This is a genomic window from Flavobacterium silvisoli, assembly GCF_004329815.1.
Lineage (GTDB): Bacteria > Bacteroidota > Bacteroidia > Flavobacteriales > Flavobacteriaceae > Flavobacterium > Flavobacterium silvisoli.
The window spans coordinates 325,458-349,446 of the sequence record NZ_SJPE01000001.1; the positions used below are offsets into that span (position 1 = coordinate 325,458).

23 protein-coding genes and 1 tRNA gene are annotated in these 23,989 nt (G+C 35.4%); 10 read left to right on the forward strand and 14 right to left on the reverse strand.

All coding sequences use genetic code 11. From position 1 onward, the window contains the following. Nucleotides 1-159 precede the first annotated feature (159 nt). Together EZL74_RS01400 and EZL74_RS01405 are read left to right on the forward strand one after the other, a co-directional pair. Nucleotides 160-1,311, forward strand: coding sequence for a DNA polymerase III subunit (locus tag EZL74_RS01400; protein ID WP_131474799.1), 1,152 nt, complete (start codon nt 160-162; stop codon nt 1,309-1,311). Nucleotides 1,312-1,313: 2 nt separating this feature from the next. Beyond that, nucleotides 1,314-1,697 carry a DoxX family membrane protein gene (locus tag EZL74_RS01405; RefSeq protein ID WP_131474800.1) on the forward strand — a complete coding sequence of 128 codons (384 nt, stop codon included), beginning with the start codon at nt 1,314-1,316 and terminating at the stop codon, nt 1,695-1,697. A 74-nt stretch (nt 1,698-1,771) separates the two neighbouring features. Here EZL74_RS01405 and EZL74_RS01410 read toward each other — a convergent pair whose 3' ends face one another. The 5 genes from EZL74_RS01410 to EZL74_RS01430 form a co-directional block, all read right to left on the reverse strand. Beyond that, complete coding sequence (locus tag EZL74_RS01410) at nt 1,772-2,347, reverse strand: OmpH family outer membrane protein (protein WP_131474801.1); 576 nt, start codon at nt 2,345-2,347, stop codon at nt 1,772-1,774. Between the two features lie 244 nt (nt 2,348-2,591). Then, the gene (locus EZL74_RS01415; RefSeq protein ID WP_131474802.1) at nt 2,592-3,437 is read right to left on the reverse strand and encodes a class I SAM-dependent methyltransferase; all 846 of its coding nucleotides are present in this window, start codon (nt 3,435-3,437) and stop codon (nt 2,592-2,594) included. A 54-nt stretch (nt 3,438-3,491) separates the two neighbouring features. Then, nucleotides 3,492-5,363, reverse strand: coding sequence for a tRNA uridine-5-carboxymethylaminomethyl(34) synthesis enzyme MnmG (gene mnmG, locus EZL74_RS01420; protein WP_131474803.1), 1,872 nt, complete (start codon nt 5,361-5,363; stop codon nt 3,492-3,494). A 1-nt stretch (nt 5,364) separates the two neighbouring features. Beyond that, nucleotides 5,365-5,787 (reverse strand): rRNA maturation RNase YbeY, encoded by a 423-nt coding sequence (gene ybeY, locus EZL74_RS01425; protein WP_131474804.1) that lies wholly within the window; start codon nt 5,785-5,787, stop codon nt 5,365-5,367. Then, a complete protein-coding gene (locus EZL74_RS01430; protein WP_131474805.1) occupies nt 5,780-9,166 on the reverse strand; it encodes a DUF4175 family protein in 3,387 nt (1,128 codons plus the stop codon). The genes ybeY and EZL74_RS01430 overlap by 8 nt, the downstream gene beginning before the upstream one ends. A gap of 156 nt (nt 9,167-9,322) precedes the next feature. On the opposite strand from EZL74_RS01430, the gene gltX reads away from it, so the two are divergent. Further along, complete coding sequence (gene gltX, locus EZL74_RS01435; protein ID WP_131474806.1) at nt 9,323-10,828, forward strand: glutamate--tRNA ligase; 1,506 nt, start codon at nt 9,323-9,325, stop codon at nt 10,826-10,828. 29 nt (nt 10,829-10,857) lie between these two features. On the opposite strand, the gene EZL74_RS01440 is transcribed toward gltX, so the two are convergent. Together EZL74_RS01440 and EZL74_RS01445 are read right to left on the reverse strand one after the other, a co-directional pair. Then, nucleotides 10,858-11,793 carry a hypothetical protein gene (locus tag EZL74_RS01440; protein ID WP_131474807.1) on the reverse strand — a complete coding sequence of 312 codons (936 nt, stop codon included), beginning with the start codon at nt 11,791-11,793 and terminating at the stop codon, nt 10,858-10,860. Nucleotides 11,794-11,884: 91 nt separating this feature from the next. Next, nucleotides 11,885-12,529 (reverse strand): outer membrane beta-barrel protein, encoded by a 645-nt coding sequence (locus EZL74_RS01445; protein WP_131474808.1) that lies wholly within the window; start codon nt 12,527-12,529, stop codon nt 11,885-11,887. 78 nt (nt 12,530-12,607) lie between these two features. On the opposite strand from EZL74_RS01445, the gene EZL74_RS01450 reads away from it, so the two are divergent. After that, nucleotides 12,608-13,594: an SPFH domain-containing protein gene (locus tag EZL74_RS01450; RefSeq protein ID WP_161971677.1), complete on the forward strand. Its 987-nt coding sequence runs from the start codon at nt 12,608-12,610 to the stop codon at nt 13,592-13,594. A 28-nt stretch (nt 13,595-13,622) separates the two neighbouring features. Here the strand turns inward: EZL74_RS01450 and EZL74_RS01455 are convergent, their stop codons facing one another. From EZL74_RS01455 to EZL74_RS01470, 4 genes are all read right to left on the reverse strand, one after another. After that, the gene (locus EZL74_RS01455; protein ID WP_131474810.1) at nt 13,623-13,877 is read right to left on the reverse strand and encodes a DUF6327 family protein; all 255 of its coding nucleotides are present in this window, start codon (nt 13,875-13,877) and stop codon (nt 13,623-13,625) included. 2 nt (nt 13,878-13,879) lie between these two features. Continuing rightward, entirely contained in the window at nt 13,880-14,230 is a 351-nt protein-coding gene (locus EZL74_RS01460; RefSeq protein ID WP_131474811.1) for a competence protein, read from the reverse strand. Beyond that, nucleotides 14,230-14,523 (reverse strand): YtxH domain-containing protein, encoded by a 294-nt coding sequence (locus tag EZL74_RS01465; RefSeq protein ID WP_131474812.1) that lies wholly within the window; start codon nt 14,521-14,523, stop codon nt 14,230-14,232. Before EZL74_RS01465 ends, EZL74_RS01460 begins: the two co-directional genes overlap by 1 nt. Before the next feature lie 284 nt (nt 14,524-14,807). Next, nucleotides 14,808-16,493, reverse strand: coding sequence for a glutamine--tRNA ligase/YqeY domain fusion protein (locus EZL74_RS01470; protein WP_131474813.1), 1,686 nt, complete (start codon nt 16,491-16,493; stop codon nt 14,808-14,810). An 83-nt stretch (nt 16,494-16,576) separates the two neighbouring features. On the opposite strand from EZL74_RS01470, the gene folB reads away from it, so the two are divergent. After that, the gene (folB, locus tag EZL74_RS01475) at nt 16,577-16,936 is read left to right on the forward strand and encodes a dihydroneopterin aldolase (RefSeq protein WP_131474814.1); all 360 of its coding nucleotides are present in this window, start codon (nt 16,577-16,579) and stop codon (nt 16,934-16,936) included. A gap of 75 nt (nt 16,937-17,011) precedes the next feature. Next, nucleotides 17,012-17,082: transfer RNA gene (locus EZL74_RS01480), tRNA-Cys, on the forward strand. Nucleotides 17,083-17,235: 153 nt separating this feature from the next. On the opposite strand, the gene EZL74_RS01485 is transcribed toward EZL74_RS01480, so the two are convergent. From EZL74_RS01485 to rnr, 3 genes are read right to left on the reverse strand one after another with little or no spacing between them, the layout of a single operon-like run. After that, nucleotides 17,236-17,928: a LysE family translocator gene (locus EZL74_RS01485; RefSeq protein WP_131474815.1), complete on the reverse strand. Its 693-nt coding sequence runs from the start codon at nt 17,926-17,928 to the stop codon at nt 17,236-17,238. Between the two features lie 55 nt (nt 17,929-17,983). Next, nucleotides 17,984-18,649, reverse strand: a complete 666-nt coding sequence (locus EZL74_RS01490; RefSeq protein WP_131474816.1) for a head GIN domain-containing protein — start codon at nt 18,647-18,649, stop codon at nt 17,984-17,986. 1 nt (nt 18,650) lies between these two features. After that, entirely contained in the window at nt 18,651-20,831 is a 2,181-nt protein-coding gene (gene rnr, locus EZL74_RS01495) for a ribonuclease R (protein WP_131474817.1), read from the reverse strand. A 113-nt stretch (nt 20,832-20,944) separates the two neighbouring features. Between rnr and EZL74_RS01500 the strand changes: the two genes are divergently transcribed. From EZL74_RS01500 to EZL74_RS01515, 4 genes are all read left to right on the forward strand, one after another. Further along, nucleotides 20,945-21,178 (forward strand): DUF2007 domain-containing protein, encoded by a 234-nt coding sequence (locus EZL74_RS01500; protein ID WP_131474818.1) that lies wholly within the window; start codon nt 20,945-20,947, stop codon nt 21,176-21,178. A gap of 636 nt (nt 21,179-21,814) precedes the next feature. Beyond that, nucleotides 21,815-22,246: a ribose 5-phosphate isomerase B gene (gene rpiB, locus EZL74_RS01505; protein ID WP_131474819.1), complete on the forward strand. Its 432-nt coding sequence runs from the start codon at nt 21,815-21,817 to the stop codon at nt 22,244-22,246. A 2-nt stretch (nt 22,247-22,248) separates the two neighbouring features. Continuing rightward, nucleotides 22,249-23,160 carry a cation diffusion facilitator family transporter gene (locus tag EZL74_RS01510; RefSeq protein ID WP_131474820.1) on the forward strand — a complete coding sequence of 304 codons (912 nt, stop codon included), beginning with the start codon at nt 22,249-22,251 and terminating at the stop codon, nt 23,158-23,160. Nucleotides 23,161-23,166: 6 nt separating this feature from the next. After that, nucleotides 23,167-23,985, forward strand: coding sequence for an NAD(P)H-hydrate dehydratase (locus EZL74_RS01515; RefSeq protein WP_131474821.1), 819 nt, complete (start codon nt 23,167-23,169; stop codon nt 23,983-23,985). Nucleotides 23,986-23,989: the final 4 nt, after the last annotated feature.

Here is a 23,989-nt window from a genome sequence, read left to right on the forward strand (position 1 = left end):
TAAATATCAGTCATTTACAAAACGATTTAGCTTCATTGCTATTACTACCAATGTCCCGTTTAACTACGCTCTTAATCTTTTGACAATTTAAACACCTGTTAGTTTACACTAATCCGCCTCTGTTTTCTGTTAGCAAAATTTTTCCAGTATATTTGCTTTATGCAGTTCAAAGATATACTTGGCCAAGATTACATTAAAAATCATCTCATAACCAGCGCACTATCGGGTAGGATTCCACATGCACAATTATTTGTTGGACCCGAAGGCTGTGGTACACTAGCGATGGCCATTGCCTACGCTCAGTTTGTATTGTGCAACAACATCGGAAACGAAAACAACGGCGGAAATCAAAGTTGTAATTTGAAGTTCGAGTCGTTATCCCATCCCGACCTACACTTTGTATATCCAAATGTGGCTAATGACGACGTAAAATCGAAGCCTAAAAGTGCCGATTTTTTGATGGATTGGCGCGAATTTGTAATGGCAAATCCATACGGAAGTTTGTTTGATTGGTACAAACACCTTGGTGTTCAAAACAAGCAGGGAGAAATCAGGGTTGATGATGCTCAGGATATATTGAAGTCTCTGGCTTTGAAATCGTATGAAGGAGGTTATAAAATAATGATTGTTTGGATGGCGGATAAAATGAATATAGCCGCTTCTAATAAACTATTAAAACTGCTGGAAGAACCACCTGAGAAAACACTTTTTATTTTGATTTCTGAACACGAGGAAGACATAATACAAACAATACGTTCTCGTTGTCAGGTTTTGCATTTCGGACCGCTTCCGGAGGCTGTTATTGCCAAAGCCATGCGGGAAAAGTACTTTTTAGATGAACAATCGGCGACAAAAGTAGCCCATCAGGCCCAAGGAAATTACAACAAAGCCATCCATATTTTAAACAACGACACCGATGATTTACCGTTTGAAAAATGGTTTGTCGATTGGGTCAGAGCTGCATTCAGAGCTAAAGGAAATGCTGCTGCAATTCAGGATTTGATTTCGTGGAGTGAGGAAATTGCCGGTTTGGGGCGCGAGGGGCAAAAACAATTTTTAAACTATTGTATTGTGATGTTTCGCCAGGCTTTGTTACTCAATTATCAAGCTAATAAACTGGTTTATCTGGAGCCTTCCGTTGATAAATTCAGCTTGGAAAAATTCGCTGCTTTTGTAAACGGATCAAATATAAATGCCATTTTTAATGAACTTTCGGATGCGATTTACCATATTGAAAGAAATGGAAATGCGAAAATAATTTTAACTGACTTATCTATAAAGCTCACTCGTTTAATCCATAAAAATGACTAGTTATGAATAATACTGCTTCTGTTTTAGTATTGCTGTTTTTGGCTGTTACCTTTATACAATCGGCACACGATAAGGTCTTTGGCTGGAAAGGAAATGTTGAATGGCTCAAAGGTCATTTTAGTCAAACCGGTTTAAAAAATTATGTTCCTCTTGCCTTGTTCATGGTATTGGCTATGGAACTCCTGACTAGTGTTTTTACTCTAGTAGGTTGTGTAGAATTATTGGTAAATGGAGGGCGGAATTTTGGCTTTTACGGAGCTGTTTTTTCCGGTATCACTCTGATTATATTGCTATTAGGTCAAAGATTAGCCAAGGATTATGATGGAGCCAGAACTATTGCTATATATTTTATACCATCAATTTTAGCGGTATATTGGTTAAGCTAACCCGATTACATATAATAATAATAATAAAAAAGCCTCGAAAATCGAGGCTTTTTTTGTTTTTTTTAATCAATAAATTATTTTTTTTCGGCTTTCTTAGATTCTGTTTTTTCTTCTTTTTTATCAGAAGATTTGTACTTATCGTTGATTAATTTTATAATTTCTTTAGTGATGTCGTAATTATCCTTGGCATATAAAACTGATTGTGCATCACCGGTACCGTAGATGTAATCATATCCTTTTTCCTTACCAAAATCTTTAATTATTTTCTTATATGCTTTAACCAAAGTATCCATCTCTGCTCCGCTTTCTTGTTGCAATTGCTGTAACATAGCTTGTTGGGCATAATTGAGTTGTTGTTCTCTTTGTTGCAATTCAGATCCTTTTTGTTGTGCCCAAGCCTGCCCGTTTGCTGCGGCGTTTTGCTTGAAATTGGCAGCCTCCGATTTGAAACGGTTAACTTCAGCCTCTAACTGACTGCCCATTACTTTTGATTTATCTTTGTATTTTGCCTCAATATCTTTAGCCTCTATAGACTCTTCCATTAATTTTGACGTATCAATGTAGGCCGTTTTAAATTCTTTTGTCTCTGTTGTTTTGTTGCAAGACATAATGGTTAGTGCCATTGCAAAAAGGATGATTGTTTTTTTCATTATGAATTAGATAAAATTTGCTTTCAAAAGTATAAAAATAAAAATCAAATATCTCAGGCGAGAATAACTATCATTTTTCAGCTGTTTTTTTAATATAATAAATAATTATTCTTTAAAAAATAACCATTGCTTTCTCTTATTGAATTCGGCTTAAAATAAAGCGATTTAAGCAATTTAAAAATCAAAGTTGATGCTATAATGGTTTTTGGGTTTTTAATTAAAAATAGATGCTTAAAATGATTTTTTATTGATTTTTTATGATGTAAATGTGCGACGAATACTCTTTTGTTCGTTTTCCTGAGAGATTTGATTTCCATCCGACAAAAAAAGCTCTGATGAAATTCATTTTACCGGTTTTGTATTTTTCAGACAGCAGGCTAACATAAAAGCTGTCAAATTTCATAGGGAGTACTCTGGTAACGTTCATTTCGTGTTCAGCAAATAATTTACTGATTGTTGTTTTTGAAAAATGCCAGAGATGTCTGGGTACATCAAAAGCCGCCCAATATTTACCGTAAAACGCTGCGTCAAAAGATTTGAAATTGGGAACAGCAATAATAATCGTACCGTTAGGTTTTATCAATCTTTTTAACTCTGAAATGTATTCTTCAAGATTGGGTACGTGTTCTAAAACATGCCACATTGTAATGACATCAAAAGATTGGTCTTCGAGTACCGCTAGATTCTCTGCAAAAGACACTCCTTTGTTTAACGCAATTGTTTTTGCTTTTGTGCTGGGCTCAATTCCGGTTATTTGCCAACCATCATTTTTTGCTACTACCAAAAAATCTCCTGTACCGGCTCCTATATCTAAAATTCTTCCTTTAGGAGATTGAGCATTGATTAATTTCAATTTATTCTTTAGCGCAACATTTTTTATCATGTGGTACAGCTTTTCAAAAAGAGAGCGTTTCCCATCAGTATGCGAAATGTAGTCGTCACTTTCATAGTAACTTGGCAATTTCTCTAAACTGGGTTTAGGAAATGTAAGCAACATGTCGTATTCCGGATTGTGATGTAATTCGAAAATTTCTTTAGAAACAGAATAATCTCTGACTTTTTGAAAAAAAATATTATTCTTAAAACTCATATAAACGCAGTATTGATAAGGCTTGACAAACTTAGTTTCACGTGGAACGCTAAACTATCTTCCCATGTGAATTAGTAAAACGGAAATATCTGCCGGAGAGACTCCGCTGATTCTGGAAGCTTGGGAAATGGTTATCGGACGAATTTTTCCTAATTTTTGCTTTGCTTCTATTGACATGGATTTAATTTTTTCATAATCAAAATTTTCAGGGATTTTAATATCTTCCAGTCGAGTCAGCTTTTCAGCATTATTTCTCTCCTTTTCTATATAGCCCGAATATTTAACTTGTATTTCAGCCTGCTCAATGATTTCTTTATCTAAATCATGTTCCTGAATGTAATTTAGAACTTTTTCAAATCTGAGTATATCTTCCAATTCAATTTGCGGACGCGAAAATACTTTAAACATCTTATCCGATTGAGTCATAGGTGCACTTCCCTTTTCAATCAAAATTGGATTAGCTTCATCATGCGTAAGACTGGTTTCTTTAAAAAAGTTAACCATCTTTTCACTTTCATTGAACTTATATTCCATTCTTTTCAATCGTTTTTCCGAAGCTAAACCTATGGCGTACGATTTGGCTGTTAGACGAAAATCGGCGTTATCCTGGCGCAATAGCGTTCTGTATTCAGCTCGTGAAGTAAACATACGATAAGGCTCTTCAGTTCCTTTTGTAATTAAATCATCGATTAACACTCCTATATAAGCTTCATCGCGTCTTAAAATCATTGGTTCTTGTCCTTTGACTTTCAAAGCAGCATTGATTCCGGCCATTAAACCTTGTGAAGCGGCTTCTTCATAACCAGTAGTACCGTTTATTTGACCGGCAAAATACAAGCCTTCTACCAACTTGGTTTCAAGTGTATGCTTCAACTGTGTAGGCGGAAAATAATCATACTCTATAGCATAACCGGGTCTGAAAAACTTAACCTTTTCAAAACCTTCTACCGAACGCAGGGCTTTAAACTGAATATCTTCGGGCAAAGATGTAGAAAAACCATTAACATAAACTTCAACGGTATTCCAGCCTTCCGGTTCAACAAATAATTGATGTCTTTCTTTGTCTGCAAAACGATTAATCTTATCTTCAATAGAAGGACAGTAACGAGGACCGATACTTTTGATTCTTCCATTAAACATTGGAGAACGATCAAAACCTTCGCGAAGAATATCGTGCACTTCATTAGAAGTATATGTCATGTGACAAAGGATTTGATGAGTTAAAGGTTTAGTCTCATCTGAATAAGAAAATTTATCAGGTACTAAATCGCCCGGCTCCTCTCTCATTTTGGAATAATCCAAAGAACGGCCATCAACTCTGGGTGGTGTTCCTGTTTTCATCCTCCCGGCTTCAAAACCAGCTTTAATCAAATCCTCAGTAATTCCGTAAGCAGCGCTTTCGCCTGCTCTGCCTCCACCGAATTGTTTATCGCCAATGTGGATCAAACCGTTTAAGAATGTCCCATTGGTTAAAACAACCGTTTTGGCTTTGATTTCAATTCCCAATGAAGTAACAACTCCTTCGATTTTGCCATTTTGAATCAAAAGACCTTTTACCATTTCCTGATAAAAATCAAGATTAGGTGTTCGTTCCAACATCAATCTCCATTCTTCGGAAAAACGCATTCTGTCGCTTTGCACTCTGGGCGACCACATAGCTGGGCCCTTTGATTTATTAAGCATTTTGAATTGCACCGCAGTCTTATCAGAAACAATTCCGGAATACCCACCAAGCGCATCAATTTCACGAACAATTTGTCCTTTTGCAATTCCACCCATAGCCGGATTACAAGACATTTGTGCTATGTTTTGCAAGCTCATCGTAACCAATAAAGTATTACAACCCATATTGGCTGAAGCAGCCGCAGCTTCACAACCGGCATGTCCGGCTCCAACTACAATTGTATCGTATCTTTCTAAAAACATTTTAATTTTGTTTCACGTGGAACATTTGCATTTTCTCCTCTTCTTTTGCACGCATTACTTTTTCGTCTTCTGTGGTTTTATCTTTATATCCGCAATAATGAAGTATCCCATGTATCATGACGCGTCTGAGTTCTTCTTCAAAATCAACATTAAAATCTACTGCATTATCACGAACTCTTTCAACAGAAACAAAAACATCTCCATGTAATTCATTTCCTATAGAATAATCAAAGCTAATGATATCTGTTAACGTATCATGATTGAGGTATTGCTGGTTTATTTCAATCAAATATTCATCGTCGCAGAAGATGTAATTGATGTCACCTTCGTTTCTTAATTCGGAGCTAATGACTTTAGAAATCCATTCGGCATATAGCTTTTCATCAGCTAACTTGAAATCTGTCTCGTAATTAAAACTAATCATTGGTTTTAAAATATTCTTGAACCTTTTGGTTAAAATTGGAGCGCAAAGGTAAGCTTTGTCTATTTAAAATTTCAATACTGTTTAAATATTCTTGAAGCTTGGCAGGAAGGGCATTAGCTTGATTGCCGAATTCTTTCTTATTTGTTTCAGATTGACGCTTTTTATCCTCGCCTTGTTGTTGCAAAGCCTTTTCCAATTTTAACAATTCATATTTAACATTCAGTATCTTTTGAAGGGTTTCATTATTAAAACCTTTATTCAACAATTGCTTTTCAATCTGCTTCATCTGATCGAGTGTGTTTTGACCATTGCCACCCATTCCTTGCTTCTTCAATTCTTTTTCAAGAGCCTCTCTTAACTGTTGTTGTTCTTTATAAATTTCCATTATTGCCTTAGCATCACCTTCACCATCCTGACCTTCATCACCACCCTTTTGATTACCTTGTCCACTACTGGAATTTCCTCCTTGCTGTCCTTTATTTCCTTTACTTCCCTGCTGACCATTGCCAGGTTTCTCACCTTGTTTACCTTCTTTGCCATCGCCGGGTTTTTCGCCGGGTTTCTGACCCTTCTTCATGCCTTCTTTCATTTTCTCACCCAAACCGTCTTGTTTCTTAATGATGTCCGGCAACTGCATTCCGTCACCTTGACCCGGTTTTGGTTTACCTTTTCCTTGTCCCGGCATTTGCATCTGCATCTGCATTTGCATACTGTTCAAAATATCACTCAGCATATCTGCCAACTTATTCGAAGAAGAAACAGCATACTGCTGATGTGAATTACCTTTTGGAATATTAGCATCTGCTAATGTTTCTATTGCTTTGTCAACGTTGTATTGAACATTGCCAATCTCTTTGGTAATGTCTTCGGCAATTTTCGGATTACGCAAAGACATGGCAAACAAACTGTCATCAACGTGTTTGAACTGTTGTCTGAGATCTTGTTGAATTTTTAAATTTTTATTAAAAGAAGGAGCACCACGTTTTAAGTTTTTGAATTGCTTCATCACATCTTCCTGAGAAAAAGAAAACGCTAAAAGATTGTCCAGAATTTGACGCAACATGGCAACGTCTTCCTCCATCTGCTCCATTTCACCGGCATCCATACCTTCCATCATTTGCTGACTCATTTGCTTCATTTTTTTGGAAGCACTTTTTTGCTTTGGCTTGGCTTTGGCTTTTTGTTGCTTTTGCAATTGATCTTTGGCTTCTTTCAAATCCTCATCGATACTTTTCTCCTTTTCATCTGTTTTAGGCAAATCCATCGGAGCTTTTAACTCTTTGTTTTCTTTTTCCAAATCATTTAACTCTTCCTGCAACTTGTCAAATTCTTTATTGATTTCATCCTGCTTCTCTGCGTTATTTTCATCATTTTTATCCGATAGTTTATCTTGCTTATCAGCAAGCTTGTATAGTTTATCAGCAATTTGTTCCGCCTTTTTTTCTACATAATAACGCTTTGTTAACTCAACCAATTGCTCCAAACTCTTCGTTTGATTCTTACTGGCTTGTTGGAATTTCTCCATCTTTTCGAACAACTCTTCTTTACTGATTTTGTCATTCAGCTTTTTGAGTTCATCCAGTAACTTTTGATTCTTTTCCAGATCTTTCTGAGTTTTTTCTAATCGATCTTGCAACAAATCTTTTTTATCATCTTTCTTTTCGGTCTTGAATTGATCCAAGTTATCTTTCATCTTCTCGGTAAACTCTTTCATCAACTGATCTTGTTGCTTTTGACGCTGAATAAAATCATCAATTTTTTGCTGTTCTTTGTATTCAAGATTATCCTTTTCCTTGCCCATTTTTTGCAGCCTATCCATTTCGGAGAGTTGCTTGTCTTGAGCTTTTAATGATTTAGCTAAAGAATTAATATTATCGTTCTGCTGTTTAAGCATTTCATCTTGCTTTTCAGATTCGGTAGCAATTCGGTTACTGAAAACAGAAGATTTGGTGCTTTTGAAGTTGTGAATGACATCGTTATCAAAAACCTCAAAATAATACTCATACGAAACACCTTCTTCCACAGGAAGATTGCTTGGGAAGGCAAATACAAACTGATCGTAAACATCTTTTTTAACGTTTATAAGCGCTTTTTTAGCTACAGTTGGTTTATCCTTAGGATAATAAACAACCTGAAGTTTAGAAAGCCCATAATCGTCGGAAACCTGACCTAGTATAAAATTCTTATTCACTTTCAAACTATCAGGTGCATTATTAACCGTAATGGTTGGAAACTGATCTTTGATGACCGAAATTTGATAGTTCAGCTTCTCGTAATTCTGAACTTTTTCGTTTGAGGTTAATATCTGGTATTCGGTATTTTGAAGAATGCTTTTAGTCAACAAAAACTCGTTTTCATTTTTGGTAAAATTGAAGTGATTATTTTCGTTGATCCAGTCTACTTTTTGTGTGGCCAATGTATTCATTCTCCAGGTAACTTTGGTTCCTTCGGGAATAATGGCATTACCGGTTCCTTTGATTGTTTCAGATTTTTTATTTAAATAACCGGGGAAATTCAATATCATTTCAAAGTTAGCGATGGACGGAACCGTAACCACTTTCAATTCATACTCATGTGAAGTGACATCATTAGCTTCGATGTGAAATTCAATATTTTCCGAAGGTTTTGGAATTACAAATTCAAATTCTCCAGCCTTGTTGCTTTCCATAAAATAACTTTCATTGCCAATAAAAATCATCGCATTTTCGGGCACAACCTTGCCTACAGTCTTTACTTTTAGCAAAAAATCCTTATTCTGTTCAGTTTGTAAAGTATTATTAACCACAACAAATTCAAACGGTGCAGGCGGCAAAAACTGTTGCTTGAAATGCACCACACGATTCAAACTCTGTGATAAAATTTCGCCTTTGCCTGAAATAAGAAAAAACAAAAAGAATAAAATAGGAATTACAGCCAGCGGTAAATATTTTTTGTTTTTACCTAAGTTAATAGCGTTGCCAAAAGGAATAGGCTGCAATGTATTTGCTTTTTGATTAATAGAAGCCAACAATAATTCCGATTTGTTTTGATCTTGGGATAATTGCAGGAAATTAGTCAGCTTATCCCCTACTTCACTAAAATGATTCCCAATAATGGCTGAGGCATCATTGTAATCAATCCCTTTTTGAAGTTTAAAAAGTTTAAAAACAGGAAACAGTATAAATCGCAACAAAAGAAACAGTTCAACAACCACAAACAATGAAAACAAAATGGTTCTTGAAGCAGGTTTTAACCAAAGAAAATACTCAACAAAAAGCGTGAAGATGAAATACAACAATCCCAATCCCACAAAGAAAATAGCTCCACGCAACAATTCATTGGTATAGAACTTCCTGATGAAGTCTTCCAGTTTCTGATAAATAAGGGTTGATTTTTCCACAGTTACACTATTCTTTTTTATAACCGATAAATGTACAATTTTTACCGAATACCCGAGCGTTAAAAATTTACTAAGGAAAGCGGCGTAAAATTATCTCATTTTCAAATTTTTAAATTGATACTTCGATAGCGTATCTTTGCAGTAAATTTTAAGAAAATGTCAAGACCAGTAAGAGTTCGTTTTGCTCCGAGTCCAACCGGACCATTGCACATAGGTGGTGTTCGTACTGCCTTATTCAATTATTTATTTGCCAAAAAAAATAACGGTGTTTTTTATTTGCGAATAGAAGATACCGATCAAAACCGATTTGTTCCCGGTGCGGAAGCCTACATCTTTGAAGCTTTGGAATGGTTAGGGATTGCCCCGAGTGAAACAGTCGGAAAAAATGAAAAATTCGGTCCTTACCGTCAATCCGAAAGAAAACATTTATACAAGCAATATGCTGACCAGTTAGTGAATTCGGGCTGGGCTTACTACGCTTTTGATACAGCTGAAGCTTTAGATATGCACCGTAAACAACACGAGGAACAAGGGAAAACCTTTATTTACAATTGGCACAACCGGGAAAAATTAGATACTTCACTGGTTCTTTCTGCAGTAGAAACCGAAAAAAGAATTGCGGACGGTGATGCCTATGTGATTCGTTTTAAAACTCCAGTTAATGAAACGTTGCACCTGCACGATATCATTCGCGGCGATTTAAAATTTGAAACCAATTTGTTAGACGATAAAGTTTTGTTCAAATCTGACGGTATGCCGACTTATCATTTGGCCAATATTGTTGATGATCATTTGATGGAAACCTCTCACGTGATTCGGGGCGAAGAATGGTTGCCCAGTTTGCCGTTGCACCATTTATTATACAAAGCTTTTGGTTGGGAAGCGCCTGAATTTGCACACTTACCGTTGATTTTAAAACCTATAGGTAACGGAAAATTGTCTAAACGCGATGGCGACAAAATGGGATTCCCGGTATTTCCATTAGAGTGGAAAAGCGAAGAAGGTATTTCATCGGGTTACCGTGAAAAAGGATTTTTCCCGGAAGCTGTTATCAATTTCCTGGCTTTGCTTGGCTGGAATGATGGCACTGAACAGGAATTATTCTCGTTAGAAGAATTAGCAAATAAATTCGATTTGAACCGCGTGCACAAAGCCGGAGCAAAATTTGACCCTGAAAAGAACAAATGGTTCAACCATCAATATTTGCAAAAACAAAGCAATGAAACTTTGGCGAAAGCCTTTGCTCCTATCCTTTCCGAAAAAGGAATTACTGTTGAAAATGATAAATTAATCACTATCGTTTCGCTGATAAAAGAGCGCGCTAATTTTGTTTCCGAGTTCTGGGATTTAGCCGATTATTTCTTTGTGGCACCAACGGCTTATGATGAAAAAGCAGCGAAAAACTGGAAAGAAGAAACCCCGAGTTTAATGCAGGAATTGACATCGGTATTAGAAAACATCAGTGATTTTACTTCTGCCCATATTGAAACTGTGGTAAAAGACTGGATGACCAACAATGAAATCGGCATGGGAAAAGTAATGCAACCGTTCCGATTGAGTTTGGTTGGAGCACTCAAAGGCCCACATCTTTTTGATATAGCCGAATTAATCGGCAAAGAGGAAACCATTACGCGATTGGAAAAAGCCATCGCAACATTATAAAAGAAAAGCCCCGAAATTCGGGGCTTTTTTTATGATTTTTTAATTTCATTTGATATTTTTTTAAAATCGCTATCCTTTAAAGAATAAGAAAGTCTATCTAAAGAGTTGTAGATAATCTCTCCTGTCTTACTACTAATAATACTAACTATTTTTTTCGAATTAATCTGAGAATACATTAAATAATAAAATTCCTCTGTTTCATTTAAAATCCTGTTATTTAATTCCTCTGAAGATACTAATTGATAACCATATTCATACTTTGATAATAGACCGTTTATTTCAGAATCCGTATCATTTTTTAAAACAAATTGTTGATTTTCTCTTGCTTTTTGAAGAATAAATAATTTTTTTGTTTTTAACTCATTCAATTTTTCCTTGTTCTTAAACTCTTGTAAACAATTAAAATTTTCATTAGTTTTTATACTTGAATTAATGTACTGTATTTGATTTTTAAAAAATCCAATATTATAATTCATAATCGAACTACCAGAATTATAATCTTCATAATTTTTGAATTTTAAATTCATTACTGGAGATAAAAAAACTGTCGCTAAAAAAGTTGTTTCAAAAGTTGATTTTCCATTTTTCTTGAATTGTTTAACTTTTGAATAACCTAGATTTAGATTTAAAAAAGACCAATACGTTTTCTCGCTATCTAAAATATAGTTGTCAAATTTTAAAAAAGAGTATGTCGGATAAGTATATTTTTCTTTATTCTCTTTATATTCAGATAAGGAAATGAACTCGTATTTAGTGAGATCCCAATTATCTTTGACTATCTTTTCAAATGAACTTCTATCTTTTTCTGGTAAAACAAAAACTGTAGTTGTGTTTTTGAAGTTATTTATTTCCTCTAATGTGTTTTCTTCTGTTTTTTCGTTATAGTAGTTTGCTTTTCCAACACAAACTTGAGAGTTTGAATTCATTGATTGGAAAATTAAAAAAAGGATCAATATTTTTTTCATAATAAAATGTAAAGTTTTGTTGTTTAATTAAAAAGCCAAAATATTTAATATTTTGGTTTTCTATATTATTTTTCTTAAAAAAATGACTTTTCTACAAATTAATAATCACTTGTCCATTAATACTTCCTAAATTCCCTTTGAACTTATCGCCATTATTTAATGGTTTTAAATCAGAGTCTTTATTGAGTCTGTTAAGGATATTGGTAAATCCGTATTCATAAAAAATAACGGCTCTGATCGTTTTACTTCCTGCTGAACATCCCAAATAAAAATTACCGCTAATTGGTGAAATATCCTCTATTTGACTGGCTTTTAACAGAGTTCCTTTGATAGTTTTGCTGTCATTAGCGCTTTCAGTCTTGAGTTTTCCGTTAATTTGAAGCACTGGTCCAAAGTCAATTGAAACATGGTCTTGGATGACATTATAACTCAGTAAAAGTCGAATTTGGACTCCGGATAAATTGTATTTAATTTTTTGATTCAAGGTAGATTCAGTCGAAAAATTATTGGAAAAAAACTGCATCCCGTAAATCATGCTCCAGTTGTTGTAGTAATTTCCGCGAACCGAAAGCCCTCCGGCAAAACCCATTTCAGGCTTGGTAGAAAAATTATTGGTAAATAAAGCGGTTTGTGAAACCCCAAAAGAAAGCCCAATTCGGTTTCCGTCACGGTAGCTATACTGAGCAAATCCCATTGTTGAAACGAACAACAAAAGAATTGTAATTTTTTTATTCATGTTTTGCATCTTATAATTTGTAACAAACATACATATATTTCGTATAAAGACTGTATTAACAATTTAATTTAAAACATCATGCCAGTTATCCTAATCATTTTATTCATTGGTCTTGTGCTTCTTTTCTCTTCCTTCTTTACTGTCAAACAACAAACGGCGGTCGTTATTGAGCGTTTTGGAAAGTTCCTCAGTATTCGAAACTCGGGTTTACAACTTAAACTCCCTATCATCGACAGAATTGCAGGTCGGGTAAACTTAAGAATTCAACAATTAGATGTTATTATTGAAACACAAACCAAAGACAACGTATTCATCAAGATGAAAGTTTCGGTTCAGTTTAAAGTGATTCAGGAACACGTTTACGAGGCTTTTTATAAGTTAGAATATCCGCACGATCAAATTACAGCGTATGTTTTTGATGTAGTTCGTGCCGAGGTTCCTAAATTAATTTTGGATGATGTTTTTGTTCGTAAAGACGATATTGCTATTGCCGTTAAACGCGAATTAAACGAAGCCATGATGGCCTACGGTTATGACATTATCAATACTTTGGTTACCGATATCGATCCTGATATTCAGGTAAAAAATGCCATGAACCGTATTAATGCTGCCGAAAGAGAAAAAACAGCTGCAATGTTTGAATCGGATGCTCAACGCATCAGAATTGTTGCCAAAGCCAAAGCAGAAGCCGAAAGTAAAAAATTACAAGGTCAGGGTATAGCCGATCAACGTAGAGAAATTGCCAAAGGTTTGGTAGAAAGTGTAGAAGTATTAAATCAAGTAGGCATCAACTCTCAGGAAGCTTCGGCACTGATTGTAATCACACAACACTATGACACTTTACAAGCCATTGGTGCCGATACCAATTCGAATTTAATTTTATTGCCTAACTCTCCACAAGCTGCCAGCGACATGTTGAACAACATGGTAACCAGTTTTACGGCATCGAGCATCATTGGTGAAGAAATGAAAAAACAACCGAAAAGAGTGAAAGACAGAGGTAACAAAACTTCTATGGATTACAACCCCTCAGACACTTCGAATCCGGGAGAACCAACAAAATAACAATAGTTTACGATACTAAAAAAGAGGCTTAATCGCCTCTTTTTCTGTTTATATACCAATTGATGGCTATTGGAATTAATGCTTTTATAATCGTCCCAACTGTACCTGAAAAAACCTCTTTGTACACATTGCTGACAAAAGACAAAGTTTTAGTGGGAACCAAACTCTCCTTAGTTTTTTCAACATTCAGGTGAATCTTTTGATAATAAATTTCGCGTTCAACTCTCAGAATTTCCAACTCCTGCTCTATTTGAGCGTATGAAGAATATTTTTTGGTTTCCATAATTAGTCATTAAAAAATATCTCAGAGAATTTCTCCAAAATAGGTCCTTCTACAATTTTGTCTTTTACTAAAAACAAAAGTAAAGCCAAAACCAAAAAAATACCGGCTATAAACAAAAATCCGAGAGGATAACTACCCAAAATATCCCCCAAAGCCAACGCACCTGCCACTGAAACGAATAACAAAACTATTGTCAAACACAAAGCAATCAGCAAAAACTTAACTGCCAAAGTGGTTGACTTCATAGCTACCTTAAAACCCCAAAGCTTGTAATAAGCCAAACTGGTTTCAACATAAGCCTTAGCATTATCCTGAATATCTTCAAGATTATCTTTAATATCTTCCAGTGCCATTATTTTTGAAGTTTGGCATTTTGAGCTTTGAGTTCGGCTAATTTTTCTTCTAAATAAGTTATGGCTTCTTCCGCTTTGTAACTCGATTTAGAGAGTAATTCGTCAATAGAATCTTTTAGCTCTTCTTTGGTATCTGTGTACTTTTCTTTAGCACCTTCTTTCAAGTCATTGAAACCGTCTTTGATTTTTTCTCTGGTTTTTGAACCTTTATCAGGGGCAAACAAAATCCCCAATCCAATTCCGACTGCTGCTCCTGCCAAAAGTGCAATGAGACTGTTATTTTGTGATGACATAATTTTAATTTTTATTATTTGATTAAAGTTACAAAAAAAATGAATGCATCAAAAGTTAAATCAACTGAAAAACACCAAAACTCATTTTAAAGAGCTTTAATCGCATTTCTTTTAATTAGTGATAAATTTACTTGCTTCTGTTTTGAAACTGGAATAAAACCAAAATATGAAGGTCAATTTTAATAGTTTTAAATTATATTATTTTGTTTTAAATTGATTTTATAAATAATAAGAAAGCCCACTAAAAAAGTGAGCTTTCATTTGTAAAATCTATTTTAAAAAATTTAGTCTTTGGCTTCCACTTTGGCCCAAGTATCTCTCAAACCAACCGTTTTGTTAAAAACTAATTTTTCAGCCGAAGAATCTTTGTCTACACAAAAATATCCCAAACGTTGGAATTGAAATTGGTCTAAATTTTTGGCCGATTGCAAACTTGGTTCAACATAACCGGTAATTACTTCCAATGAATTTGGATTAATGAATTCTTTGAAATCAATTTCTTTGTTTCCATCTGGACTTTCATGTGAAAATAATCGATCGTAAATCCTAACTTCAGCCGGAATCGCGTGTTGGATAGAAACCCAATGAATGGTTCCTTTTACCTTTCTTTGAGAAGCTTCCGTTCCACTACCACTTCGGGAATCAGTATCATAGGTACAGTGGATTTCAGTAATATTTCCGTCAGCATCTTTCACAACACTTTCACCTTTAATGATATATGCATTTTTTAAACGAACCTCAGTTCCAAGAGTTAAACGGAAAAATTTCTTGTTAGCTTCTTCCTGAAAATCTTCTCTTTCGATGTATAATTCCTTAGCAAAAGGCACTTTTCTGTATGTCATTACCTCTTCTTCCGGATTGTTTTCGGCTTCTAACCATTCTTCTTTTCCTTCAGGATAGTTGGTAATAATTAATTTCACCGGATTCAAAACAGCCATAACACGATGGGTGGTTTTGTTCAATTCCTCTCGAACGCAAAATTCTAACAAGGATACATCAATCAAATTAGTTCGTTTAGCAATTCCGATAGTTTTGGCAAAATTTCTGATAGCCATTGGCGGATAACCACGTCTTCGCATCCCGGAAATCGTACTCATACGGGGATCATCCCAACCACTTACATGTTTTTCTTCTACCAATTGCAACAGTTTTCTTTTAGAAACTACGGTATGGGAAAGATTTCTACGGGCAAATTCCCTTTGTTTGGGTCTAACCTTAGTTGAATCGTATACTTGGTCTAAAAACCAGTCGTATAGCTCTCTGTGTGGTAAGAATTCTAGTGTACAGAAGGAATGAGATATCTGTTCTAAATAATCACTTTCACCATGTGCCCAGTCATACATTGGATAGATACACCATTGGTCACCGGTTCTGTGGTGGTGCGAATGTAAAATGCGGTACATAATAGGATCACGCATGAGCATATTGGTATGTGCCATATCAATTTTAGCCCGAAGAATGTGAGTTCCGTTAGGAAATTCTCCGTTTTTCATACGTTTCAAAAGATCTAAATTCTCTTCAACGGAACGATTTCTGTAAGGAGAATTAGTTCCTGCCTGTGTAGGTGTACCTTTTTGTTTAGCCATTTCTTCAGAAGATTGGCTGTCAACATAAGCCTTTCCTTTTTTTACAAATTCAACAGCCCAGTCATACAACTGCTGAAAATAATCGGAAGCATAACATTCGTTTGCCCATTGGTATCCTAACCACTCTATATCTCTTTTGATAGCATCAACATACTCCTGCTCTTCTTTAGCCGGATTAGTATCATCAAACCGCAAGTTTACGGGCGCCTGATAATCAATTCCTAAACCAAAATTTAAACAAATAGCACTGGCATGACCTATGTGTAAATACCCATTAGGTTCAGGCGGAAAACGAAAACGAAGCTTGTTTTTTGACAATCCGTTTTTCAAGTCTTCCTCTATAATTTGCTCTATAAAATTTAAAGACTTCTCTTCTGTTGACATTATTTTTGTAATTTTAGCAAAGATATGTTTAATTAGTCAATTTGAAAATTTGAAGTTTTGAAAATTGACAGGAAATCAAAATAATGGGAACTATTAAATTGCAAAATATCAGAACTTTTTCTTTTCACGGTTGTTTAGAAGAAGAAGCCCGAATTGGTTCTGATTACCGTGTAGATTTAGAAATCAAGACCGATTTAAGAAAATCTTCGGTATCAGATGAACTCAAAGATACGGTTGATTATGTGCTTTTAAACAAAATTGTAGAAGAAGAAATGGCCATTCGCTCCAAGTTATTAGAGCATGTTGCCCACCGAATCATTACCAGAATCTTTAAGGAAATCCCATCAGTATCCCGAATTGTGTTAGGTGTTTCTAAACTAAACCCTCCTATTGGTGGTGATGTTGAAGCAGTTACCATTGAAATGGAAGAATACCGCAGTTAAAAGAATTACCAATTCTAAAAATTATCAATTATCAATTGATAATTATCAATTGTTTTATATATTTGCCGTCCAACTGGCATCGTGGCCGAGTGGCTAGGCACCGGTCTGCAAAACCGTATACTCCGGTTCGAATCCGGACGATGCCTCAAAAACCTTCAAGATAACTTGAAGGTTTTTTTTATGTTTACTTGTAAAAACTTATCAACTAAATTTCGGATTAATAATATAGCCTAACACAGTATATTTTAAAACAAAAAACCTCCGGATTGGGAGGTTATTAATTTATAATAGCATTGGGTTTATTGCTTTTCTTCCAGTTGTTCAAAAGCTTTATTAACCATTTTTTGTTCTTTGGGAAACCAAGCTTGCGATAACAGAACTACCCCACAAATGATTAAAACTATACTGATAAATTTCTTGATTAAAAGAATGTTTTTCGGATTGAGTTGGTTTCTTAATTGCTTAGCTAACAATATTTTAAAAATATCTGTGACAAAATAACTAAGAATCAGAGTAGTGAAAAATGTCAACATTCTGGTAGGATTCAACTGCAACTGAGGTCCTATGGTAATTAAAATAGCCAGCCAAAATCCCAATACTCCGATATTGATGAAATTCAGGAAAAAACCTTTTATGAACAAAGAAAAATAGTTTGTTTTAGCCAACTCTTTCGGGTCGATTTCATCTATACTTTTTTTAGATTCTTTTCGGTTTTTGGCGAAAGAAATGATACCGTATGTAAGCATTACCAATCCACCAAAAATAAACAAAGCCGGATCATCTTTTATGCTCTGAATCAATCGGTAACTACTGAAAAAAGCGATAAGAATAAAAATCACATCAGCTAAAACAACACCTAAATCAAACATCACAGCGGCTCTGAATCCTTTGACAACACTGGTTTCCAGTAAAACAAAAAAAACAGGCCCAATCATAAAACTAAGAAAGAAACCAAGCGGAATGGCGGATAAAATATCGTTTAATAAAACCATGCTTCAAATTTTGACACTGCAATTTAGAACTAAATTTTAACAAATTCAAGTATTTCTATTTGGCTTCTTTAATCGTTCCGCCGGCAATGACTTTTTGATTGATTTGTTTTGGTTTGCCATATATAGTGATGTTCCCACCAGCTCTTACTTTAGCATCTACCAAATCAGTAGCAAAAATGTCAGCTTCTCCACCGGCATTTCCGGCAATTGTAGTTTGTTCCGTTATAAGTTTTTCCGCTTCGTAAATTCCGCCTGAATTTACAACTACATCTTGATTTTTGGCTTTTCCTTCCAATGTAATTTTAGAACCGTTAGCGGTTCTGACAGTCAATTTTGCCACATCCAAAATCAATTTCACTTCTGATCCTTCTTTGGCAATAATATCAAAAGCAGTAACTTTAATTTTATCACCACTTGCTATTCTGGAACCTTCATTAGCTTCTATAGCATTGATATTTTTATAATAAACCGTAGCCGATATATTATCACCATCAAGCATTTTGGTTAGTGGCATTCTGATTTTTAACTCTCCGTTTTTATTTACAAGTTGTACTTCATCTGCCCCGTTTCCGTCTAAAAGTACTTTGTTTTCACTACCCGGAATGAGGAATACATCTATGCGGTCAAAAGCGGTTATTTTGGAAAAATCACCCACATTTTTTTCAACTTGACCAAAAGCTACTGAACTCAATAATACTAAACTAAAAACTATTTTTTTCATGCTATTCTTTTCTTCTTACAAAATGAAAATCGAGTTGTTTCTTGACTAAATCGGCATTTTTTACTTTAACATATACTTCGTCACCCAATTGCAACAAACCTTTAGAAACTTGTCCGACCAAAGCGTATTGCTTTTCATCAAAAACATAGTAATCTTCTTTAATCTCCCGAATACGAACCATTCCTTCACATTTGTTTTCAATGATTTCTACATAAATTCCCCATTCGGTCACACCCGAAATCACCCCTAAAAACTCCTGATCTTTATGATCCTGCATGTATTTAACCTGCATGTATTTCACTGAATCTCTTTCGGCTTGAGCTGCTAAAGCTTCCATATCGCTAGAATGAGCGCATTTTTCTTCGTATTCTTCCTGGCTGACGCTTTTTCCTCCGTCTAAATAATACTGCAACAATCGATGTGCCATCACATCAGGATACCGTCGGATGGGAGAAGTAAAATGACTGTAAAAATCGAAAGCCAAACCATAATGACCAATATTTTCGGTAGAATACACCGCTTTACTCATACTTCGAATGGTAAGGGTATCGACTAAATTTTGTTCTTTACGACCATTAACCTCATTGAGTAAATTATTCAATGATTTTGATATATCCTGTTTTGATTTCATGTTAATCGTATAACCGAATTTTGAAATCACAGTTTGTAAATTCATCAATTTGTCTTCATTGGGTTCATCGTGAATTCGGTATACAAAGGTTTTCTTTTGTTTCCCAATAAATTCAGCTACTTTTCTGTTGGCCAACAGCATGAATTCTTCAATCAGATGATTAGCATCTTTTGATATTTTAAAAAATACACCAACTGGCTCTGATTCTTCATTTAAATTGAATTTTACTTCTACTTTATCAAATGAAATCGCTCCGGCTGCCATTCTTTTTCTGCGGAGAATTTTAGCCAATTCATCCATTTTAAGCGTAGCATTTACAATTTCAGGTGGTGCTTTATATTCTTTTCCGGTTAAAGATATTTCTGCCGGAATTATATCTGATTTGGTTTCAATAATTTGTTGCGCTTCTTCATAAGCAAAACGCTGATCAGAGAAAATAACTGTTCTTCCGAACCATTGGTTAACCACTTCAGCTTTTGGAGTAATTTCAAAAACGGCTGAAAAAGTATATTTTTCTTCATGCGGACGAAGGGAACAGGCATAATTTGACAAGACTTCGGGAAGCATGGGAACTACTCGATCAACCAAATACACCGAAGTAGCTCTTTTATAGGCTTCATCATCCAGTATAGTTCCTTCTTTTACATAATGAGAAACATCGGCTATATGAACTCCAATTTCAAAATTTCCATTTTCTAAAACCTGAAAAGATAGTGCATCGTCAAAATCTTTTGCATCTTTAGGGTCTATGGTAAAAGTCAACACTTCACGCATATCGCGTCGTTTGTTAATTTCTTCTTGTGTTATCGAAGTATCTATTTTATTAGCATAAGCTTCTACTTCAATCGGAAAATCATACGGTAATCCGTATTCAGCCAGTATGGCATGAATCTCAGTATTGTGTTCACCTGGTTTTCCGAGTACTTTGATGACCGATCCAAAAGGGGAATCAGCTTTAGTTGGCCAATCTTCTAGTTTAACCAGCACTACATCGCCATGTTGGGCATCTCCTAATTTATTTTTCGGGATAAAAATATCGGTGTACATTTTAGCATTAGCTGTAGTAACAAAACCGAAATTCTTTTGGATATCGATTACCCCAACAAATTCTTCTTTGTGCCTTTCTAAAATTTCCAACACTTCGGCTTCCGGCTTTCTCGAACTTCTCCGGTCGTACACATAAGCCTTTACTTTATCACCGTCTAAGGCGTGATTAAGATTTACAAAAGGGATAAAAACATCATTTTCTAATTCGTCACAAATTAAGTAAGCAGTCTTTCTGGAAGTCATATCAATCGTTCCTTCGTAGTATTTTTGACTACTGGCTTTCACCAAATATTTTCCGGGTTCGGATTCTATGATGAGTTTTTGTGCTGCAAGAATCTTCAAATCTTTGATGATTTCATTTCTGCTTTTGGTATCATCTAACTCTAAGATAGCAGCTATTTGTTTGTAGTTGAAAGGTTTATTGGCGTTCTTGGATAGTATTTTAAATATCTTTTCGGAAAAGGTTTTGGTATTCTTTCCAAACTTTTTAGGTTTCTTACTCATTGTATCTTTTCAATTAATGCTGAAAATTACAAAATAGTAACCAGTAAACAGTAATAGATGATTAGTTTTAATTAAAAAATAACAATTAGTACCTTTATCAAAAACTCAGAATAATGACTGAATTTATCACAATTGCCACCTTTAATTTCGTTCATGAAATCCTGGTTTTAAAAACAATTTTAGACCGAGAGGGAATTCCGTATTTATTTCAAAACGAAAATTTGGTTTCAACCGATCCACTGGCCAGTTTGGCTTACGGTGGCATTCAACTCAAAATACATCCCAACGATAAAGAAGTAGTTCAACAAATTTTAGACAACTTAAACAACAATTTAAAAATTGTTTAGAAAACCAAAGTTGTCAACACATACTAAAAACATCAAAAAGAAAAGATTTTAAAAAATTAATTTTTGATGGTTATTATAGCGTGTTAATAGTGGCAATAACTTTTTATGAAAAGATATGATTTAAAAGTTTTCCCAACTTATACAGAGAAATTAACAATGTTAAGGGAGTATAAAGTTCTTATAATGAATGAAATTTTAATTCTTATCAACAGTTGTTAACACATTAAAATACGATATAATTTTTAATAAGTTTAGTTGTTGATTATTGTTGAAAACCTGTTTTTTTATGCTGATAAATTTTCTAAAAAAAGACCAAACTAAATTTGATTTTTCCATTCCTGTTTTTGATTAGAAAAAAAGTGTATTCAACCTTAAAAAACTTCTAATTTTCTATCCAAAGTTGTTAACAATTCATGTTAAATTAAAGTTAACTGATTATCAATGATTTGCAAAACACTATTAACAAGGCAATTTTTTAACATTTATAATAAATAAATGATAATGATTTTCAATTACTTATAATAATATCATATTTGAGCACAATCGCTAACTTTTAAAAATCAAGGAGTTACAATAAAGTAAAAATTCAACCGATACTTTGCGTAAATTTGTGCTTTAAACTGCAAATAATTCAACATGAAAATCGCTATAGGAAACGATCACGCCGGTCCCGAGTATAAAAAAGCCATAGTCACTTTTTTAGAACAAAACGGACACCAAGTAATTAACCACGGAACCGATACTGTTGACAGTGTCGATTATCCCGATTTTGGTCATCCGGTTGCCGTTGATGTAGAAACAGGTAAAGCCGATTTTGGTATCGTAATCTGCGGATCGGGAAATGGTATTAATATGACGGTTAACAAACATCAGGGCATTCGCTCCGCGCTTTGTTGGACCAAAGAAATTGCCGTCCTGGCCCGCCAGCATAATGATGCGAATATCATCAGCATTCCGGCCCGTTTTACGTCAATACAACAAGCGGTAGATATGGTAGATACTTTTTTGAAGACTTCTTTCGAAGGCGGAAGACACGCCAACCGCGTCAATAAAATTGCCTGTCAATAACCATGGGGCATGACCACATTCATATCCACAAACACGAAGTAAAGGGTAAAAACCTGGTTTTTTCCATACTGCTCAATTTGTTGATAACCCTGGCTCAAATCATCGGAGGAATTGTCTCGGGAAGTTTGGCCTTGCTATCGGATGCGCTTCACAATTTTTCAGATGTATTGTCCTTAGTATTTAGCTTGATAGCGCATAAACTTTCCCGAAGAAAAGCGTCTATCAACAATACTTTCGGATTCAAAAGAGCCGAACTGATTGCGGCGTTTGTGAATGCTGCCACATTGGTTATCGTAGCCTTTATTTTAATTTACGGTGCCATTGAACGTTTTTTTAATCCGCACCCCATTGAATCGGGGTTGGTTATTTGGTTGGCGCTTTTAGGCATAGTGGTTAACGGACTTTCGGTGCTGCTGCTTCAAAAAGATGCCGAACACAATATTAATATGAAATCGGCTTACCTGCATTTATTGACTGATATGTTGGCCTCAGTGGCGGTGTTGGTCGGTGGGTTACTGATGAAGTTTTACGGTTGGTTTTGGGTAGATAGCGTCATGACTATTGCCATTGCGGTTTATTTGATTGTTGTTGGCGGCAAGTTATTGTTAGCATCCACCAAAATGCTTATGCTCTTTACGCCCGATTTTATTGATATCAAAGAATTGGTGCGCGAAGTGCACAAAATTCGGGGTGTTGGGAAATTACACCACATTCACGTGTGGCATCTCAATGACGAAGAGTTACACCTCGAAGCGCATCTCGATTGTGAAGAAGATATCAAAATGAGCGAATTCAACGAATTGTTGCATCAGATAGAAATGGTGCTTTTTGAAAAATTCGGCATCAATCACATCAACATTCAACCCGAATTTAAAAAGGAAGAAGTCACCAAAGATTTCATTGTACAGGATTAACGGCTTATGGAGCAGGTAGATTTACATTTCATCCGACAAATTTTTAAAAAACGCTTGCCCGACTCCCACAAAGGTTCTCACGGTCATGTTTTGATTGTGGCCGGAAGCAAAGACAAAATGGGCGCGGCGATAATTGCAGCAAAATCGGCGCTTCGCGCCGGTGTCGGGTTGGTCACGGCCAACATTCCCAAAAAAGAAAGAACGACACTGTTTATAGCGGTACCCGTGGCTATGGCTGAATTTAGAGAAGAAGAAAGCCATACTCAAAAATACACAGCCATAGCCATAGGCCCCGGATTGGGCACCGACAAGTCAGCCGAAAAAAAATTGAAAGCACTGTTACAAAACACCCATGTCCCAATAGTCCTCGATGCCGATGCCCTAAACATATTGGCCCAAAACCAAGGCATCTCACAACTTTTACCCCAAACCATATTGACACCCCACACCAAAGAATTCGATCGATTATTTGGGGTGCACCATTCAGAAAAAGAAAGAAGAGCAACCGCGGTGCAAAAGGCAAAGGAACTCCAGCTCATTATTGTCTTGAAAAGCCACAAAACGTTTATCACTGACGGAACCGCTTCTTTTGAAAACACTACCGGAAATGCCGGTTTGGCCAAAGGCGGTTCGGGCGATGCACTGACCGGTATCATTACCGCTTTTTTGGCGCAAAAGTATGAACCGATTCAGGCGGCGGTAGTAGGCGTGTATCTTCACGGATTGGCCGCCGATATGACCCTCGAAACCCAAAGTCCCGAGAGCATGCTGATTACCGATGTCATAGAAAATCTGGGGAAAGCTTTCCAACACCTTCAAAATTAAATTC